General features: G+C 70.8%; 17 protein-coding genes. 12 read left to right on the top strand and 5 right to left on the bottom strand.

Features of this window, described 5'->3' with window-relative positions; translation table 11 throughout:
* The first annotated feature begins 9 nt into the window (after nucleotides 1–9).
* The 4 genes from MKK52_RS18915 (at nucleotide 10) to lexA (ending at nucleotide 2,994) form a co-directional block, all read left to right on the top strand.
* Nucleotides 10–285, top strand: a complete 276-nt coding sequence (locus tag MKK52_RS18915; RefSeq protein ID WP_243956388.1) for an EscS/YscS/HrcS family type III secretion system export apparatus protein — start codon at nucleotides 10–12, stop codon at nucleotides 283–285.
* Between the two features lie 8 nt (nucleotides 286–293).
* Nucleotides 294–1,097: a type III secretion system export apparatus subunit SctT gene (sctT, locus tag MKK52_RS18910; RefSeq protein WP_243956386.1), complete on the top strand. Its 804-nt coding sequence runs from the start codon at nucleotides 294–296 to the stop codon at nucleotides 1,095–1,097.
* Entirely contained in the window at nucleotides 1,094–2,137 is a 1,044-nt protein-coding gene (locus tag MKK52_RS18905) for an EscU/YscU/HrcU family type III secretion system export apparatus switch protein (RefSeq protein ID WP_243956384.1), read from the top strand. The genes sctT and MKK52_RS18905 overlap by 4 nt, the downstream gene beginning before the upstream one ends.
* 116 nt (nucleotides 2,138–2,253) lie before the next feature.
* Nucleotides 2,254–2,994 (top strand): transcriptional repressor LexA, encoded by a 741-nt coding sequence (gene lexA / locus MKK52_RS18900; RefSeq protein ID WP_243956382.1) that lies wholly within the window; start codon nucleotides 2,254–2,256, stop codon nucleotides 2,992–2,994.
* Here the strand turns inward: lexA and MKK52_RS18895 are convergent.
* Nucleotides 2,988–5,156 (bottom strand): ComEC/Rec2 family competence protein, encoded by a 2,169-nt coding sequence (locus MKK52_RS18895; RefSeq protein ID WP_243956380.1) that lies wholly within the window; start codon nucleotides 5,154–5,156, stop codon nucleotides 2,988–2,990. The genes lexA and MKK52_RS18895 overlap by 7 nt on opposite strands.
* A gap of 262 nt (nucleotides 5,157–5,418) precedes the next feature.
* Here MKK52_RS18895 and gltX point away from each other — a divergent pair, with 262 nt between their 5' ends.
* The 5 genes from gltX (at nucleotide 5,419) to MKK52_RS18870 (ending at nucleotide 11,216) form a co-directional block, all read left to right on the top strand.
* Nucleotides 5,419–6,846, top strand: coding sequence for a glutamate--tRNA ligase (gltX, locus tag MKK52_RS18890; protein ID WP_243956378.1), 1,428 nt, complete (start codon nucleotides 5,419–5,421; stop codon nucleotides 6,844–6,846).
* 188 nt (nucleotides 6,847–7,034) lie between these two features.
* Entirely contained in the window at nucleotides 7,035–8,324 is a 1,290-nt protein-coding gene (gene gltA, locus MKK52_RS18885; protein WP_243956376.1) for a citrate synthase, read from the top strand.
* A 68-nt stretch (nucleotides 8,325–8,392) separates the two neighbouring features.
* Complete coding sequence (locus tag MKK52_RS18880; RefSeq protein WP_243956374.1) at nucleotides 8,393–9,265, top strand: DNA-3-methyladenine glycosylase family protein; 873 nt, start codon at nucleotides 8,393–8,395, stop codon at nucleotides 9,263–9,265.
* A 222-nt stretch (nucleotides 9,266–9,487) separates the two neighbouring features.
* Nucleotides 9,488–10,777 (top strand): crotonyl-CoA carboxylase/reductase, encoded by a 1,290-nt coding sequence (gene ccrA, locus MKK52_RS18875; RefSeq protein WP_243956373.1) that lies wholly within the window; start codon nucleotides 9,488–9,490, stop codon nucleotides 10,775–10,777.
* 142 nt (nucleotides 10,778–10,919) lie between these two features.
* Nucleotides 10,920–11,216 carry an alkylphosphonate utilization protein gene (locus MKK52_RS18870; RefSeq protein ID WP_243956372.1) on the top strand — a complete coding sequence of 99 codons (297 nt, stop codon included), beginning with the start codon at nucleotides 10,920–10,922 and terminating at the stop codon, nucleotides 11,214–11,216.
* 7 nt (nucleotides 11,217–11,223) lie between these two features.
* Here MKK52_RS18870 and MKK52_RS18865 read toward each other — a convergent pair whose 3' ends face one another.
* Complete coding sequence (locus MKK52_RS18865; RefSeq protein WP_243956371.1) at nucleotides 11,224–11,784, bottom strand: cupin domain-containing protein; 561 nt, start codon at nucleotides 11,782–11,784, stop codon at nucleotides 11,224–11,226.
* Nucleotides 11,785–11,930: 146 nt separating this feature from the next.
* Between MKK52_RS18865 and MKK52_RS18860 the strand changes: the two genes are divergently transcribed.
* A complete protein-coding gene (locus MKK52_RS18860; RefSeq protein WP_243956370.1) occupies nucleotides 11,931–13,253 on the top strand; it encodes an aspartate aminotransferase family protein in 1,323 nt (440 codons plus the stop codon).
* A gap of 69 nt (nucleotides 13,254–13,322) precedes the next feature.
* Nucleotides 13,323–14,384: an SDR family oxidoreductase gene (locus MKK52_RS18855; protein WP_243956369.1), complete on the top strand. Its 1,062-nt coding sequence runs from the start codon at nucleotides 13,323–13,325 to the stop codon at nucleotides 14,382–14,384.
* Here the strand turns inward: MKK52_RS18855 and MKK52_RS18850 are convergent.
* Nucleotides 14,374–15,672: an ArgE/DapE family deacylase gene (locus MKK52_RS18850; protein ID WP_243956368.1), complete on the bottom strand. Its 1,299-nt coding sequence runs from the start codon at nucleotides 15,670–15,672 to the stop codon at nucleotides 14,374–14,376. The genes MKK52_RS18855 and MKK52_RS18850 overlap by 11 nt on opposite strands.
* Nucleotides 15,673–15,846: 174 nt before the next feature.
* On the opposite strand from MKK52_RS18850, the gene MKK52_RS18845 reads away from it, so the two are divergent.
* Complete coding sequence (locus MKK52_RS18845) at nucleotides 15,847–16,023, top strand: hypothetical protein (protein WP_243956366.1); 177 nt, start codon at nucleotides 15,847–15,849, stop codon at nucleotides 16,021–16,023.
* Here MKK52_RS18845 and MKK52_RS18840 read toward each other — a convergent pair.
* Complete coding sequence (locus MKK52_RS18840) at nucleotides 16,020–16,886, bottom strand: amidohydrolase family protein (protein ID WP_243956365.1); 867 nt, start codon at nucleotides 16,884–16,886, stop codon at nucleotides 16,020–16,022. The two genes, MKK52_RS18845 and MKK52_RS18840, sit on opposite strands and share 4 nt — an antisense overlap.
* A gap of 2 nt (nucleotides 16,887–16,888) precedes the next feature.
* A complete protein-coding gene (locus MKK52_RS18835; protein ID WP_243956364.1) occupies nucleotides 16,889–18,196 on the bottom strand; it encodes an MFS transporter in 1,308 nt (435 codons plus the stop codon).
* Nucleotides 18,197–18,264 lie beyond the last annotated feature (68 nt).

The raw sequence follows: 18,264 nt of genomic DNA, 5'->3' as shown, positions 1-18,264 counted from the left end.
AAGCGCCCCATGGACGGTGCCGACATCGAGACGCAGATGAGCGCCGCGCTCCTGCAGTTCATGATTCTGGCGCTGCCGCCCCTCGGCGCGGCCCTGGTGGCCGGGCTGATCGTCGGCATCCTGCAGGCCGCGACGCAGATCCAGGATCAGACCATGCCGCAGACGGTGAAGCTGCTCGTGGTCATCGCGGTGCTGGTGCTGTTCTCGCCCATCCTCGCGGCGCCGATGTTCGAGAGCGCCAAGCAGCTCTTCACCGATTTCCCCGCCCTGACGCGGCGGGGCTGAGCCGGACCATGCCGGACGGCCTCGGAGACCTCGGCATCGAGGCGGCACGCTGGGTGACGGTGGCCTCGATCGGGATGAGCCGGCCGGTCGGCCTCATGCTGATCCTGCCGGTCTTCACCCGCGCGGAGCTGGGCAACCTGCTGCGGATGGCCTTCGCCTTCGCCCTGGCCTTGCCGGTCCTCGGCACGGCGGGGCTTGTGCCGGCCGACCTCTCGGCCGCGAGCCTCACCCTCATCGGGCTCAAGGAGCTCTTCGTCGGGCTCGTCATCGGCTACCTGATGGGCGCGCCGTTTTGGGCGATCCAGGCGGTCGGCGAATTGATCGACACCCAGCGCGGCATCTCGAACCCGGCGGGGCCGAGCGATCCCTCGTCGAAGTCGCAGGCTTCGGCGACGAACCTGCTCCTCGGCCTCCTGGCGATCACGATCTTCGTCGCCGCCGACGGGATGAACCTCGTCGTGGACATCCTCTACGGCAGCTACACCCTCTGGCCGGTCGGCAGTGCCCTGCCCGGCTTCGCCTCCGAACGCGACGCGGTGGACGAGGTCGGCCGCGTCGTGGACCACGTGCTGCGCGTGGGGCTCACCGTCGGCGGGCCGGTGATCGGGCTGATGCTGTTGCTCGAACTGTCCGTCGCGCTGCTCGGGCGGATCGCGCCCTCGCTCCACCTCGGCGAGCAGGGGGGGATGCTGAAGAACGCGGCGTCGGTGGTGTTCCTGCTCGTCTACGCCCATGCGCTGTTCCACTACGTCGGGGGCGAGGTCGCGACCACGCGGGAGCTCGCCGCGCGGCTCGGGCAGTTCCTGCGGTGAGCGGCGCATCGAGCGAGGAGAAGAACCACCCCGCGAGCCGGAAGAAGCTTCAGGACGCGCGCAAGAAGGGGCAGGTCGCCAAGAGCCGCGACCTTGTGGGCGCCCTCACCCTCACCGCCGCCGCGATGGTCCTCGCCGGCCAGTCCGGGAGCCTGACCGAACGCCTGCGCGACGCGATGCGGCAGGCCCTGCGCCTCCAGAACGCGCCCTTCGCGGAGGCGCTTCCGCAGGTCGCGGCGAACCTCGCCGACCTCGCGGCGATCACCCTCCTGCCCCTGCTCGGTTTGATCTTCGCGATGGTCGTCCTCGCCAGCGTGCTCGCGACGCAGGGCGTGGTCGTCTCCCTCGACCCACTCAAGCCGAAATTCTCGAAGCTCAACCCGATCAAGGGTCTCGCCGGGCTGTTCGCCGCGAAGGCCCTGGTGGAACTCGGTAAGGGCCTGCTGAAGGCGCTGATCCTCGGCGCGGCCCTGTTCACGATCATCCTGGAGACCGTGCGCTCGCTCCCGCTCCTGCCGGCCTGCGGCGTGCCCTGCCTCGGCTCCCTCGTCGCGGCGAGCGCGAAGTCCCTCCTGCAGACCACGGCCGGGATCTCCCTCGCCGCCGGCCTCGCGGACGTGCTGATCCAGCGCTGGCTGTTCCTGCGCGACATGAAGATGAGCAAGAGCGAGGTGAAGAAGGAACACAAGGATCAAGAGGGCGATCCGCATGTGCGCAACGCCCATCGCCGCCACCGCCAGGAGGCCGCGTCGCTCCCCCGCACCGGGCTGGACCGCGCGACGATCCTGATCCGGGGGCGCGGCGTGGTGGTCGGGATGCGCTACGTGGCGAGCGAGGGCACCGCGCCCGTCATCGTCTGCCGCGCCCGCGACGAACGGGCCGACGCGATGCTCGCGGCCGGGGCGGCGCTGCGCATCCCGACCGTGGCGGACGAATGGCTCGCGGTCTCCCTGGCGAAGAAGGTCCCGCCGGGCACGATCCTGCCGAACCGCTTCTTCGACCGGGCGGCGCAGGCGATCTACGCCACCATGCAGACCTGAAACGCTCGCCCGTCTCGCCTAAGGCCAAGCTTGTCTCTTGCGGAACACTTGCGGAACGCTTAACGTGTTCGCGATTTGTTTCTTTGCGCCCGGCGCCCCTTTGCGAGACCCGACCCATGCTCACCCGCAAGCAGCTGGACCTCCTGCGCTTCATCCAGCAGCGGATGCAGGAATGCGGCGTGCCGCCGTCCTTCGATGAGATGAAGGACGCCCTGGATCTCAAGTCGAAATCCGGCATCCACCGCCTCATCACCGCCCTGGAGGAGCGCGGCTTCCTCCGCCGCCTGCCGAACCGCGCGCGGGCCATCGAGGTGATTCGCCTCCCCGACGCCCTGGGCCGCGGGGCGGAAGCCGCCGAGGCGGCCGCTGCCGCCGCGCCGGAGCCCCGTCGCTTTACTCCCAGCGTGGTCGAGGGTGGCCTCGCCAAATTGCCGCCGGCCGCCGCGCCTCAGCCGCGGGCCTACGAGGAGTTCCGGGGCGTCGCCATCCCGGTCATGGGTCGCATCGCGGCGGGCACGCCCATCGCGGCGATCCAGAACCAGAGCCACACCGTCACCATGTCGCCGGACTTCCTAGCCGGCGGCGAGCATTACGCCCTCGAAGTGCGCGGCGACTCGATGGTCGAGGCCGGCATCCTCGACGGCGACCTCGTGGTCATCCGCAAGCAGGAGACCGCCAATACCGGCGACATCATCGTTGCCCTGATCGACGACGAGGAGGCGACCCTCAAGCGCCTGCGTCGGCGCGGCTCCTCCATCGCCCTCGAAGCGGCGAACCCGGCCTACGAAACCCGCGTCCTCGGGCCCGACCGAGTGCGGATCCAGGGCCGGCTGGTGAGCCTCGTCCGCCGCTACTGATCCGGCAGGGGCTCCGGCTCCCGACCAGACCGCCAGGGTGGGGCGCGCTGCGCCTCATGGGCATAGGTCGGGACCAGGGCAGCGCCGTCGAGTCTCAAGGAGACGGCGCCCCTTTCCGCGAGGCGGTGCCGGTCGATGACGAGGGGCGCCGCGCAATCCGGCGGTGCCCTCAACGCGCTGACGATGACGGTGGCGCGGGCGCAATCCTCGGGGAAGGCCCGCCTGTCCTTCACCAGGGCGACGGCCCGCCCGTCCGGCAGGCGGGCGGTGCAGCCGAGGCGGTCGCAGCGGCCCGGCGGGGGCGCGGCGAGGAGGTCGCCGGCCCGGCGCCCATCGCCATCGGCCTTCAGCCATTGCTCCAGCACGAAGGCCGGCGGCTTGCCGAGCACCGCGAGGCGTCCGTCCGCCCCGCGCAGGGCCGCCCCCGCACCCTGGCGGTCGATGTAGAGATCCTGCCGCTGCGGCAGGGCGGCGAAGGCGAGCCCCGCCAGGGCCGGCAGCAGGGCGAGGCGGCGCAGGGGCGAGGCCGGCAGGGTCGCGACGAGCAGCGCCGCCGCCAGCAGCAGCAGGGCCCCCGTCCCGAAGGCCGGCACCACGAGGACGGAGCGGCCGAACCCGGCGATCCAGTCCGAGATGGCGAGCATCCCCGCCACCGCCTGGCCCATCACCCACCAGACCGGCCGGTCGAGGGCGAAGGGATAGGCGAGCGTCCCGAGGACGGCGCAGGGCATCACCACCAGCGAGACCAGGGGCAACGTCAGCGCGTTGCTGAGGACGCCGAAGGGCTGCACCGTCTGGAAATGGTAGGTCGCGAAGGGGGCGGTCGCGATTTGCGCGACGAGGGTCGTGGTGAGCGTGCCGACGACGGCCTTGGCGAGGAGCCCCAGGGCCCGCCCGAGGCGTCCCGCGCCGGGGGTGAGGAAGAGCCGCCCGTCGATGAGCCGGGCGCAGGCGACGAGTCCCGCCACCGCGCCGAAGGACATCTGGAAGCTCGGCCCGAGCAGTGCCTCGGGCTCCCGTGCGAGGCAGATCAGGGCGGCGAGCGCGAGGTTGCGCATCGAGAGGGCGGGCCGGTCCACGAGGATCGCGCCCAGCATGATCAGCGTCATCACGAGGCTGCGCTCGGCGGCGATGTCCCAGCCGGAGAAGGCGCAATAGGCGGTGACGCCCGCCATGGCGGTGCCGGCCGCGATCTTCTTGATCGGCCAGAACAGAGCGCAATGGGGCACGAGGGCGAGGAGCGCCCGGACGAGCCAGAACACGACCCCCGCCGCCAGCACCATGTGCAGGCCGGAGATCGAGACGACGTGGTAGATGCCCGCCGCGCGCAAGGCATCGTTGGCCTGGGGGCCGATCAGCCCGCGCTTGCCGGTGACGAGGGCGGCGGCGACGGCGCCGGGCTGGCCGCCGTAGCTGTCAGCGATCCGCCGGGTCAGGGCGTTCCGGGCGTCGTCCAGGGCGGCGGCGAACCGGAGCGCGGGCGGCAGGTCCGGCGTCGGCCGCACAATGATCGCCCCGGAGAGCGAGCCCACCGCGCCGATACCCTGGAAATACGCGTCCCGGGCGAAGTCGTAGCCCCCCGGCCGCGCGGCCTCGGGCGGGGGCAGCAGCCGCGCCGTGGCGCTCACCGTGTCGCCCGGCTTGAGCGGCGGCGCCTTGCGGAACGAGACCCGGACCCGAAGGGGCCGCGCCTCCGGCGGCAGGGTGCCGAAGCTCTCGACGCGGACGATGAGCCGTGCGCCCTCCTCCCGCTCGTCCAGGGCCTCGATCAGCCCGGTGAGCGGGCCGACGAGGGTCCGCGTCAGGACCGGCGCGGCGACGCGCTCCACCCGCCACGCGGCGGCGAAGAAGCCGAGGGAGGCGAAACCGAGGGCGAGCGCCAGGGCCATCGCCCCCGGCCGCGCGCCGAGCCGGGTGGCGAGGAGGAGGCAGGCCGTGCCGGCCGCCAGAGGCGCGGGCAGGACGGGCCGCCCGTCGGCGCAAGCGAAGAACACGAGGATGCCGGCCCCGAAGGCGACGGCGAGCCAGGGGAACAGCCGCCGCTGCCCGGCCTCCAGGGCGAGGGCGTGCCGAAGGCGACCGTGCAGGGCGCCGAGCGCGAGGTCCGGGGCGCGGAGGCGGGCGCTCGCCCCCGCCGCCAATCCCGCACCGATCCGCTGCATCGAGAGCCGTCCACGCCGTCGCCCACGATGACGCGGGCGCCCTGCCGATGCTTAGCGTAGCGGCCGGGCCCGGCGACAGTGTCGCGCGGGGTATGGGGCGATCTCAGCCCCAGGCACTTGACCCGGCGGGCGGAGCAATGCCCTGTCGCCGGCAGCGAACAGGCCGACGCGACGACACGCAGGGATCGAACTTGCGTCGGCGCGCTTTCCCCCGCAATCCCGGTCCCGGCCGCCGCCGGCTCCCTCGCCAGTCCGAAAAAAGATGTCGTCTCCCGTCGTCACGCGCTTTGCCCCCTCGCCCACCGGCTTCCTCCATATCGGCGGGGCGCGCACCGCCCTGTTCAATTGGCTCTATGCCCGCCACCACGGCGGCCGGATGCTGCTGCGCATCGAGGACACCGACCGGGAGCGCTCGACCAAGGCGGCCATCGACGCGATCCTCGAAGGGCTGCGCTGGCTCGGCCTCGATTGGGACGGCGACGTGGTGTTCCAGTTCGCCCGCGCCGAGCGCCACCGGCAGGTGGTGGACGATCTGCTCGCCGCCGGCCGCGCCTACCGCTGCTACGCCTCACAGGACGAGCTGACCCAGATGCGCGAGCAGGCCCGCGCCGAGGGCAAACCCCTGCGCTACGACGGGCGCTGGCGGGACCGCGATCCCTCCGAGGCGCCGGAGGGCGTGAAGCCGGTCATCCGACTGCGGGCGCCGCTCGAAGGCGAGACCGTCGTGGACGATGCGGTGCAGGGCCGCGTCACCTGGGCGAATCGCGACCTCGACGACCTCGTGCTGCTCCGCTCGGACGGGACGCCGACCTACATGCTCGCCGTGGTGGTGGACGACCACGACATGGGCGTCACGCAGATCATCCGCGGCGACGACCATCTCACCAACGCCGCCCGGCAGAGCCAGATCTTCTCGGCCATCGGATGGGAGGTGCCGAAGATGGCGCATATCCCGCTGATCCACGGGGCGGACGGCGCCAAGCTCTCGAAGCGCCACGGGGCGCTCGGCGTCGAGGCCTATCGCGACCTCGGCTACCTGCCCTCGGCCCTGCGCAACTACCTCGTCCGCCTCGGCTGGAGCCACGGCGACCAGGAGGTCTTCTCGACGGAGGAGATGGTCGCGGCCTTCGATCTCGGCTCCGTCGGCCGCTCGGCCTCGCGTTTCGATTTCGTGAAGCTCGCGAACCTCAACGGGCTCTACATCCGCAACAGCGGCGATGCCGAACTGGTGGCCGCCATCGAGGCGATCCTGCCCCAGGTCGGCTCCGAGCGCGGCATCCCGGTGCCCCTGCCCGACGACCTGCGGGAGAAGCTGACGCTCGCCATGCCGGGGCTGAAGGAGCGCGCCAAGACGCTGATCGAACTCCTCGACAGCGCCTATTATCTCACCGCCGCCCGGCCCCTCGTGCCCGACGAGAAGGCGAAGGCCCTCCTGTCGGACGAGGGCCGCGCCCGCATCGCGGCGGTGCTGCCGGCGCTGGAAGCCCTGCCCGATTGGAGCGCGGCGGCGACCGAGGGTGCGGTGCGCCAGTACGCCGAGACCGCCGGCTGCAAGCTCGGGCAGGTGGCGCAGCCCCTACGCGCGGCGCTCACCGGCCGCACCACCTCCCCGCCCCTGTTCGACGTGATGGCCGTGCTGGGGCGGACCGAGAGCCTCGCCCGCCTGGGGGACCAGATCCCGCAGGCCTGACTCGGCCCGGATTTCGCATTGCGGGCGGCAGGCTTTGTCACCCGGCCCGTTGCCGCTGCACTGCCGTTCGGCTAACCGGGGGTTCTGTGAGCAACCGCAAAATAATGTGCGGTGCGCTCACGAGTCCGGGGTCGCCTCGGGGGAGCGGAACCGGTCTCGTCACGTCCCACCAGAAGGGTCCACGTCCCATGAGCGGCACCAGCACCATCACCGTGGACGGAAAGCAGATCGAACTGCCGGTGAAATCCGGTACGATCGGGCCGGACGTCGTCGATATCAGCAAGCTCTACGCGCAGACGGGGGCCTTCACCTTCGATCCGGGCTTCACCTCGACGGCCTCCTGCGAATCGAAGATCACCTACATCGACGGCGACGAGGGCGTGCTGCTCTATCGCGGCTACCCGATCGAGCAATTGGCCGAGCAGGGTGACTTCCTCGAGACCTGCTACCTGATGCTGTTCGGCACCCTGCCGACCGAGGCCCAGAAGGCCGACTTCGATTACCGCGTCACGCGCCACACCATGGTGCACGACCAGATGAACCGGTTCTTCACCGGCTTCCGCCGCGACGCGCACCCGATGGCGGTGATGGTCGCCTCCGTCGGCGCCCTCTCGGCCTTCTACCACGACTCGACCGACATCACCGACGAGAACCAGCGGCTGATCGCGTCGATCCGCATGATCGCCAAGATGCCGACCCTGGCGGCGATGGCCTACAAGTATTCGATCGGCCAACCCTTCGTCTATCCGAAGAACGACCTCGACTACACCTCGAACTTCCTGCGCATGTGCTATGCCGTGCCGTGCGAGGATTACGAGGTGAACCCAGTCTTCGCCAAGGCGCTGGACAAGATCTTCATCCTGCACGCCGACCACGAGCAGAACGCCTCGACCTCGACGGTGCGTCTGGCCGGCTCCTCGGGCGCTAACCCCTTCGCCTGCATCGCGGCCGGCATCGCCTGCCTGTGGGGCCCGGCCCATGGCGGCGCCAACGAGGCGGCGCTGAAGATGCTGATGGAGATCGGCAAGCCCGAGAACGTGGGCAAGTACGTCGCCAAGGCCAAGGACAAGAACGACCCGTTCCGCCTGATGGGCTTCGGCCACCGCGTCTACAAGAACTACGACCCCCGCGCCCGCCTGATGCAGAAGGTGACGCACGAGGTCCTAAAGGAACTCGGCCACCAGGACGATCCGCTGCTCGAAGTCGCCGTGCAACTGGAGCAGATCGCCCTCAAGGACGAGTACTTCATCGAGAAGAAGCTCTACCCGAACATCGATTTCTATTCAGGCATCACCCTGAAGGCCATGGGCTTCCCGACCGACATGTTCACGGTGCTCTTCGCCGTGGCGCGCACGGTCGGCTGGATCGCCCAGTGGGCCGAGATGATCGAGGACCCGCAGCAGAAGATCGGCCGTCCGCGCCAGCTCTATGTCGGCCCGGACAAGCGCGATTACGTGCCGATCAACTCGCGCGGCTGAGGCCGACGCGAGGGTCTGACGAAAGGCGGCCTCCGGGCCGCCTTTCTCGTTTCGGAGGCGCCCCTCCCGTGATCGTCACCCTCCCCGTCCGGCAGCCCTACGATTGGGCGGGCATCCGCGCCTTCCTCGCGGCGCGGGCGATCCCCGGCGTCGAGAGCGCCGACGCGGGCGGTCCCTATGCCCGCACGGTCCGCCTCGGGGGCCGGGCCGGCACCGTGACGGTCGAGCCCGGTGGCGACGGGCTCGTGGCGACGCTCGCCGGCCTGTCACCGTCCGATGGGCCGGAGGTCGAGGCCCGCCTGCGCCGCCTGTTCGATGGCGAGGCCGACCCCGCCGCGATCTGCGCCTGCCTCTCCCGCGATCCGCACCTCGCTCCCCTGGTCGCGGCGCGGCCGGGCCTGCGTCTGCCGGGCGCCTGGGATCCGTTCGAGACCGGGTGCCGGGCGATCCTCGGCCAGCAGGTGTCGGTGTCCGCTGCGCGCCGCCTCGCCGGGCGCCTCGCGGAGGCGTTCGGAGCGCCCGTGCCGGCCTCGACCGGGCTCGAACGGCTGTTCCCGGCGCCGGAGGATCTGGTGGAGGCCGACGTCGCCCTCGTCCTCAACATGCCCCGGGCGCGGGGCGCGGCGATCCGGGCGCTCGCGGCGGCATTCCTCGCCGATCCGGGCCTGTTCGCCCCGGCGGCGAGCCTGGACGAGGCCGTGATGCGCTTCACCGCCATCCGGGGCATCGGCCCCTGGACGGCGCAGTACATCGCCCTGCGCGCCCTCAAGCTGCCGGACGCCCTGCCGGTGGGCGATGTCGGCCTGCTGCGCGCCCTCGACCGGGGCGCCGGCCGCCCGAGCCCGGCCGAACTCGTCGCCCGTGCCGAGGCGTGGCGGCCCTACCGGGGTTATGCCGCGCAGCACCTCTGTGCGTCCGACGAGGCACCCCGCCACGACTGAATTGATGTGGCACCACGCCTGTCCCGACCGAATAATGTTTGGCCATTCGAGAAACGGATTTTGAATGCGGTCGATCTCTGCTCTGCGCGGCGGCGTCGTGCCTGTGAGAACTCGGCTTTCTCCGACTTTAGGCCCACTTGGAGGCTCTTCGCAACGCAGCTATAGGCGGAAGTCGAAGAACCGCGGCACTGCATAAGACCGCGCGTCAGCGAGGAGATCGAGATGGCGGCGAGCGCTGCGATCCAGGAAGCGGGTCGCGAGGTCAAGGACCTCTACGAGATGGGGGAGATCCCCCCGCTCGGTCACGTGCCGGCCAAGATGTATGCCTGGGCGATCCGGCGTGAGCGCCACGGGCCGCCGGAGCAGTCGCACCAGCTCGAAGTCCTGCCGGTGTGGGACATCGGCGACGACGAGGTGCTGGTCTACGTCATGGCCGCCGGCGTCAACTACAACGGCGTCTGGGCCGGCCTCGGCGAGCCGATCTCGCCCTTCGACGTGCACAAGGGCGAGTACCACATCGCCGGCTCCGACGCGTCGGGCATCGTCTGGAAGGTCGGCTCCAAGGTCAAGCGCTGGAAGGTCGGTGACGAGGTCATCGTCCACTGCAACCGCGACGACGGCGACGACGAGGAGTGCAACGGCGGCGACCCGATGTTCTCGCCCTCGCAGCGCATCTGGGGTTACGAGACCGGGGACGGCTCCTTCGCCCAGTTCTGCCGGGTGCAGTCGCGCCAGCTGATGAAGCGTCCGCAGCACCTCACCTGGGAAGAGGCCGCCTGCTACACGCTGACCCTTGCCACCGCCTACCGGATGCTGTTCGGCCACGCTCCGCACACGGTGAAGCCCGGCCAGAACGTGCTGATCTGGGGCGCCTCCGGCGGCCTCGGCGTGTTCGGCGTGCAGCTCTGCGCGGCCTCGGGCGCCAACGCCATCGCCGTGATCTCGGACGAGTCGAAGCGCGACTACGTGATGAGCTTGGGCGCCAAGGGCGTCATCAACCGCAAGGACTTCGATTGCTGGGGCCAGCTGCCGAAGGTGAACTCCCCCGAGTTTCACGCCTGGACGAAAGAGGCGAGAAAATTCGGCAAGGCGATCTGGGACATCACCGGCAAGGGGAACGACGTCGACATCGTGTTCGAGCACCCCGGCGAGGCGACCTTCCCGGTCTCGGCGCTGGTGGTGAAGCGCGGCGGCATGGTGGTGTTCTGCGCCGGTACGACCGGCTTCAACATCACCTTCGACGCCCGCTACGTGTGGATGCGCCAGAAGCGCATCCAGGGCTCGCATTTCGCCCATCTCAAGCAGGCCTCGGCCGCGAACCAGTTCGTTTTGGATCGCCGGATCGACCCGTGCATGAGCGAGGTCTTCCCCTGGGACAAGATCCCCCAGGCGCACACCAAGATGTGGAAGAACCAGCACCCGCCGGGCAACATGGCCTGCCTCGTGAACTCCCCCCGCGCCGGTCTTCGGACCGTCGAGGACGTGATCGAGGCTGGTCCGCTCAAGCGGTAAGGCTTTCGCGGGGCGGCACTGCCTTGAAGCGGTGCTGCCCTGCGCGTCCCGCGCTTGCCCGGCGCCGGGCGGGGCGCGACAACGGCGACGCTTGACAGATGGTTCCCGCTTTCGAGGAACGCCGCGGCGGGAGCCCCGAGACGTGACCGGCGACGACGAATCCTACGTGTACGACGAGGCCACCGGCGAGTGGCTGCCCCCCGGCGCGGCGTCCGCTCCCGCCGCCGTCGTGGTCCGCGACGCGGCCGGCAATGCGCTTGCTGACGGCGATGCGGTGACGCTGATCAAGGACCTGAAGGTCAAGGGCACGAGCACGACCCTGAAGCAGGGCACGGTGATCCGCTCGATCCGCCTGACGGACAACCCCGACGAGATCGACTGCCGCCACGACACCATCAAGGGCTTGGTTCTGCGCACGGAGTTCGTGCGCAAGCGCTGAGCGCGATTCAAAAACTCGGCGGCGTGCAGGCGCTCACCACCTCGCAGGGCTGCGGCCCGATGCAGCGGAAGCGGTGCGGGCGGCGGCTGTCGAAGCTGTAGGCGTCGCCGGGGCCGAGGATGCGCCGCTCCTCGCCGACCGTGACCTCCAGCCGTCCGCTGAGCACGATCCCGCCCTCCTCCCCATCATGGCTGAGGAGCACCCGGCCGGTATCCGCGCCGGGCTCGTAGCGTTCCTTCAGGATCTGCAGCCGGCGGCCGAAGAGGTTGTCCCCCACCTGCCGGAAGGAGATGCCGCCCCGCGCCGAGCGGCGGCCGATCTCGGTCAGCTCCTCGGCGGCAAAGAACGCCTTGCGCTCCGGCTCCGGCTCGACGGCGAAGAACTCGGCCATGCCGATGGGGATGCCGTCGAGGATGCGCTTCAGCGCGCCGACCGAGGGGTTCACCCGGTTCGCCTCGATCAGCGAGATCGCCGAGTTGGTCACGCCCGCGCGCTTGGCCAGGGTGCGCTGGGACAGGCCGTGACGCACCCGCACGAAGCGCAGGCGTTCGCCGACATCGACGTCCATGGGCGGTGTCCGTTGCAAGTGTTGCAGATCCCGCAACAGTGCCGCCTCCGCACAAGCTCCCGCAAGGGGTTGGCGCGCACCAGAAAAGGACTTGTTGCTGCAACCGATTGGGTATCCCCTGGCCGGGACAGAGCCGGAGCCCGTCCATGACCGACCATCCGCTGCGCAACACCCCCTCCCTCGACGCCTTCTGGATGCCGTTCACGGCGAACCGCCAGTTCAAGGCGGCGCCCCGCCTGCTCGTCTCGGCCGAGGGGATGCACTACACGGCGGATGACGGGCGCACGGTCCTCGACGGCACCGCCGGCCTGTGGTGCGTGAATGCCGGGCACGGGCGTCGGCAGATCGCGGCGGCGGTGGAGCGCCAGCTCTCCACCCTCGATTTCGCGCCGACCTTCCAGATGGGCCACCCCATCGCCTTCGAATTCGCCGAACGCCTCGCGGAGATCGCGCCGGGCGGGCTCGACCGGGTGTTCTTCACCAATTCCGGCTCCGAGTCGGTCGACACCGCCCTCAAGATCGCGCTGGCCTACCAGCGCTCCATCGGCCAGGGCACCCGCACCCGGCTGATCGGGCGCGAGCGCGGCTATCACGGCGTCGGGTTCGGCGGCATTACGGTGGGCGGCATCGTGTCGAACCGACGGGTCTTCCCGCAACTGGCCGGCGCGGACCACCTGCGCCACACGCACGATCCCGCCCGCAACGCCTTCACGAAGGGCCAGCCGGAGCACGGCGCCGAACTCGCCGACGACCTCGAGCGCCTCGTGGCCCTGCACGGTGCCGAGACCATCGCCGCCTGCATCGTGGAGCCGCTCTCGGGCTCGACCGGCGTCCTCGTGCCGCCGAAGGGCTATCTGGAGCGCCTGCGCGAGATCTGCACTAAGCACGGCATCCTGCTGATCTTCGATGAGGTCATCACCGGCTTCGGCCGCCTCGGCGCTCCCTTCGCCACCGATTATTTCGGCGTGACGCCGGACCTCGTGACCGCCGCCAAGGGCCTCACCAACGGCACCGTGCCGATGGGCGTGGTCTTTGCGAGCCGGCAGATCCATGACGGGCTGATGCAGGGGCCGGACGGCATCGAGCTGTTCCACGGCTACACCTATTCCGGGCATCCGGTCGCCTGCGCGGCGGGTATCGCGACGCTCGACATCTACCGGGAGGAAGGGCTCCTCACCCGCGCCGCCGATCTCAGCGAAGATTGGTCCTCCGCGATGCACGACCTGCGCGGGCGCAAGCACGTCATCGACATCCGCACGCTGGGACTCGTCGCGGGCATCGAGCTCGAACCGCGCCCCGACGCGCCGGGCAAGCGCGCCTACGAGGTGTTCGTGGATTGCTTCCAGCGCGGGCTCCTCGTCCGCGTCACCGGGGACATCGTCGCCCTGTCGCCGCCGCTGATCGTCGAGCCGGGGCAGATCGCCGAGATGGCCGAGGTGCTGGGCGCGGCCATCGACCGGGTGGCCTGAACCCTCCCTCGCCTCAGGGGTTGCCGCCGGACAGGTTGCCCCATCGAAGGGGCTGAGTGAGGCTGACCCATGACCAAGACCGTCCTGATCGTCGGCGCGAGCGGCATCGTCGGCAGCGCGGCCGCGTCGCGCTTCGTCGCCGAGGGCTGGCGCGTCGCAGGGCTCGCCCGGCGCCCGACCGCGCAGGAGGGCGTCGAGCCCGTCGCCGCGGATCTGCAGGACCGTGCCTCCCTGGAGGCCGCGCTGAAGGACCTCGCCCCGACCCATCTCGTGCTCGCGACGTGGCAGCGCCGGGACACGGAAGCGGAGATGATCCGCGTAAACGGGGCGATGGTCGCGGGCGTGCTCGACGTCCTGCGTCCGCAGAAGAGCCTGCGCCACGCCGCCCTCGTCACCGGGCTGAAGCACTATCTCGGGCCGTTCGAGGCCTATGGGAAGGGCACCCTGCCGCAGACCCCGTTCCGCGAGGAGCAGGGGCGGCTGCCGGTCGAGAACTTCTACTACGCGCAGGAGGATGCCCTGTTCGCGGCGGCCGAGCGCGACGGGTTCACGTGGAGCGTCCACCGCCCGCACACGATCATCGGCAAGGCGGTCGGCAACGCCATGAACATGGGCACGACGCTCGCCTGCTACGCCACCCTGTGCCGCGAGAAGGGGGAGCCCTTCGTGTTCCCCGGCTCGGCGGCGCAGTGGAACGGCCTCACCGACATGACCGACGCGCGGTTGCTCGCCCGGCACCTGCTCTGGGCCTCCACCGAGCCGAAGGCCGAGAACCTCGCGTTCAACGTCGTGAACGGCGACGTCTTCCGCTGGAGCTGGATGTGGGGCCGCCTCGCCGAATGGTTCGGCCTCGAGGCCGCGCCCTTCGACGGCACGCACCGTCCGCTGGAACCGCGCATGGCCGGCGACGGCCCCCTCTGGGCCGAGATCGCCAAGCGTCATTACCTCGCGGAGCCGGACCTGACCAAGCTCGCCTCGCCCTGGCACACGGATGCCGATCTCGGACGGCCCATCGAGGTCGTCACCGACATGGGCCGCAGCCGCCGCCTCGGCTTCACCGCCTACGAGCCGACCGACGACGCCTTCTTCGACCTGTTCGCGCAGCTGCGGGCCGACCGGCTCATCCCGTAGCCGAGGCCTTCCGCTCCACCCCGCACCATTCGGCCACGAACAGGGCCATGGCGGTGGTGGAGCGCTTCACCGAGGCGAGGCTGACGCGCTCGTCGAAGCCGTGGATGTTCTCCGCGTGGGGGCCGTAGCAGAGGGCCGGCACGTTCTCGTAGAGGGCGTGAACGCGGGTATCGAGGTAGCTCGGTGACATGAGGCTCGTGAGCGCCTTGCCCGTTGCCCGCTCGTGGGCGCGGCCGAGCACGGCTTCGGCCTCCGAGCCCTCCTCCAGCACGTAGCCCTCGGCCATGAAGCCGTTGAACCGCACGAGGGGCGGGTTCCGCGCCAGGAACGCATCGCCCGAAGCGAAGCGGGCGACGGCCTCCTCGATGGCGGCGGCGGCGTCGGCCGCCCGCGTGCCGGGATAGAGGGCGATCCGGCAATCCGCCCGCGCCCAGGCCGGCACCGAGGAGGCCCAGTCGCCCCCGGCGATGCGGCCGATGTTGAGGTTGATCGGGTGCGCCTCGTCCTCGAAATGGCGGTGCCGGCTGCGCTCGTCGTTCCAGCGCGCCTCGACCTCGCGTAGCGCGCCCACCACCCGCCACAGGGCGTCGATGGCGTTGGCGCCCGCGCCCATCTCGCGGACATGGACGGGACGGCCCCGCACCTCCACCGTGAACCAGATCACCCCCGTATTGGCCCGCACCAGGGCCTCGTCCTCCGGCTCGGGGATGAACACCGCATCCGCGCGGTAGCCGCGCAGATGCGCGGCCAGCGCACCGTTGCCGGTGGATTCCTCTTCCACCACCGATTGGATCGTGACGGCGGAGGCGGGCTGCAGGCCGAGCCGGCCGAGGGCGTCGAGGGCGAACAGGTTGGCCGCATGGCCCGCCTTCATGTCGCCCGCGCCCCGGCCGTAGAGCCAGTCGCCCTCGATCACCGGGTCGAAGGGCGGGTGGCGCCACAGGTCGAGGGGCCCGGTCGGCACCACGTCCACATGCGCCTGCAGGATCAGCGAGCGCCCCGCCTGCCCCGCGGGCCGGTGATGGCAGACTACGATCGGCGCATCCGAATGGCGCTCGTCGATCCGGCCGCCGCCGGGATGGGCGTCGAGCGCCGCCTGGTCCATGGCGAAGCGCTCGGCGGCGTAGCCCCGCGCGCGGAAGGTCTCGAACACGTAATCCTGGCAGGCCTGCTCCTGCCCGCGCAGCGACGCGAACCGCACGAGGTTGCGCGTGTGCTCCACCTGGGCGTCGAACCCCTCCGCGACGGCGGCTTCGATCTCGGCGGCGAGCGTCGGGTCCAGCGGCATGGGCACTCCTTTGGGTTGCGGAAGGGGAAGCCGGCCGGGCGATCCTGTCAACGGCGGATCGCCGCCTTCCGGTGTGTCGCAGCCCTATGCCCTTGCCGAATCGCGCCTTTGCTGCGTTGGCTGCGGCCCTCGCAGGCGGGGGCCGCGATCCCCGCCCGGATCGGAGGGCATCGCATGAGCGAGATCGGGGACACCTTCAAGAAGGCACCCAAGCGCAAGCCGAGCAAGGGCAAGAGCATTTCCGTCTCGCCGGAGATGCGGGAAGCCTATGCCGAGATGATCCGACAGAGGGCGGAGAAGGAGGAGGTCTACGGCCGCCACCTGCCCCAAGACGAGACCCGCCGCCGCTAGAAACCATAGAGCCGCGTCGGGTTGTCGACGAAGAGCATCCGGCGGCGATGCTCGTCGGGCACCCACTCTGCCATCAGGTCGAGGAGCGCCGGAAGCTTCGGCGGCCCGTCCCAGGCGGCGACATGCGGCCAGTCCGAGCCCCAGAGGCAGCGCTCCGGCGCCGCGTCGTTGAGGGCGCGGGCCATGGGGATCGTGTCCGCGTAGGGCGGTCCGGTGTCCGACACGCGGAAGGCGCCGGAGAGCTTCACGTAGTTCCCGTCGCGGACGAGGCCGAGGAGCGTCTGGAAGCCGGGATGGTCGACTCCGGCCGAGGCCGGCATGTGGCCCATGTGGTCGAAGACCAGGGGCACCGGCAGGCGCGCCATCAGGCCGGCCATCTCCGGCAGGTGCCGCGCGTCGAGCAGGAATTGCAGGTGCCAGCCCATCTCGCGGGCGAGCGCGCCGTAGCGCTCGAGCTGATCGAGGCCGACCCCGCCGCCGAACAGCACGTTGAGGCGCAGGCCCGTCACCCCCGCCTCCTTGAGGTCGGCGAGGTCGCGCTCGGGCAGGCCCAGCGGGATGACCGCGATGCCGCGCAGGCGCTGACGGTTCGCCCGCAGGGTCTCGACCATCCGCCGGTTGTCCGTGCCGTGGACGCTCACCTGCACGAGGACGCCGTGTGCCATCCCCGTGGCGTCGAGCATGGCGAGGTAGCGCTCGGCCGGCGCCTCGGACGGGGTGTAGCTGCGCTCCGCGACGAACGGATAGGCCGGCGGCAGGCCGATGACGTGGGCATGGGTGTCGACGGCGCCCGGCGGCACCGCGTAGCGCGTCGGGCCGCCGGGATGCGGATCGGGGGCGGGGCAGTCGCGGATGTCGCTCATGGTCAGGTGTCCGCGTGGAGGACGCGCCCGCGCGTCTCGGGCAGGGCGAAGGCGGCGAGGAAGAACATGCCGTAGGCGATGGCCGCGAACAGGGCGATGGCCGAGGCGAGCCCGACGCGCTCCGACAGGTAGCCGACGAGGGCCGGGAACAGGGCGCCGAGGCCGCGCCCGAAATTGTAGCAGAAGCCTTGGCCGGACCCGCGCAGGCGCGTCGGGTAGAGTTCGGTGAGGAAGGCGCCCATGCCGGAGAAGTAGCCGGAGGCGAAGAAGCCGAGCGGGAAGCCGAGCAGCCAGAGCACGCCGTTCGAGAGCGGCAATTGCGTGTAGGCGACGATGACCGCTATGGCGCCGAGCGAGAAGATCAGGAAGAGCGGGCGCCGTCCGAGCTTGTCGGCGAGCCACGCGCCGACGAGGTAGCCGGTGAACGAGCCGACGATCAGCGCGGCGAGGTAGCCGGTGGAGGAGACGATGGAGAGGTGGCGCTCCGTCGTCAGGAAGCGCGGCACCCAGGTGGTGATGGCGTAGTAGCCACCCTGGCAGCCCGCCGCCGCCAGCGAGGCGAGGATCGTGGTGCCGAGGATCGGGCCGGAGAAGATCTCCCACAGCTTCGGCCGGTCGCCGCTCGCGGCGGCGGCGGCGCGGGTGCGGACGGCGACCTCCGGCTCCTTCACGTGGCGGCGCAGGTAGAAGACCAGCAAAGCCGGCAGGGCGCCCACGGCGAACATCCAGCGCCACGCGCTCTCGGGCGGGAGCGCTGAGAACAGGATCGCCTGCGACAGCACGGCGAGGCCCCAGCCGATGGCCCAGCCCGACTGCACCGAGCCCACCGCCCGGCCCCGGTACTCGGCGCGGATCGTCTCGCCGATCAGCACCGCGCCGGCCGCCCACTCGCCGCCGAAGCCGAGGCCGAGGAGGGCGCGGGCCACGAGCAGTTGCTCGAAGCTCTGCACGAAGGCGCAGACCAGGGAGAAGAACGAGAACCACAGGATGGTGATCTGCAGGGTGAGCACCCGGCCGATCCGGTCGGCCATGAAGCCGGCGATCCAGCCGCCCAGCGCCGAGGCCAGCAGCGTCACCGTGGCGGCGAGCCCCGCCGTGCCGGGATCGACCTTCCACAGCGCGATGATCGTGCCGATCACCAGCGGGTAGATCATGAAGTCCATGCCGTCGAGGCACCAGCCGCCGGCGCAGGCCCAGAAGGTATGCCGCTCGGGCGCCGTCATGGAGCGGTAGAAGGCGGTGAGACTCGCGTCCCGGATCTCGACCGCCTCGGCGCCCGGCGCCGTCCCCTGTCCGCCGACCGTATCCATGATTCACTCCCGCTTTGGCGGGAGTATCGGCCCGGTGCCGGACCCTGTCCAACGGCGTTTGCGGCAAG

Origin of the sequence: Methylobacterium sp. J-067 (assembly GCF_022829465.1) — a bacterium.
Lineage (GTDB): Bacteria > Pseudomonadota > Alphaproteobacteria > Rhizobiales > Beijerinckiaceae > Methylobacterium > Methylobacterium litchii.
Note: the sequence above shows the minus strand (reverse complement) of the source record. Positions and strands in the feature narration are given on the sequence as shown.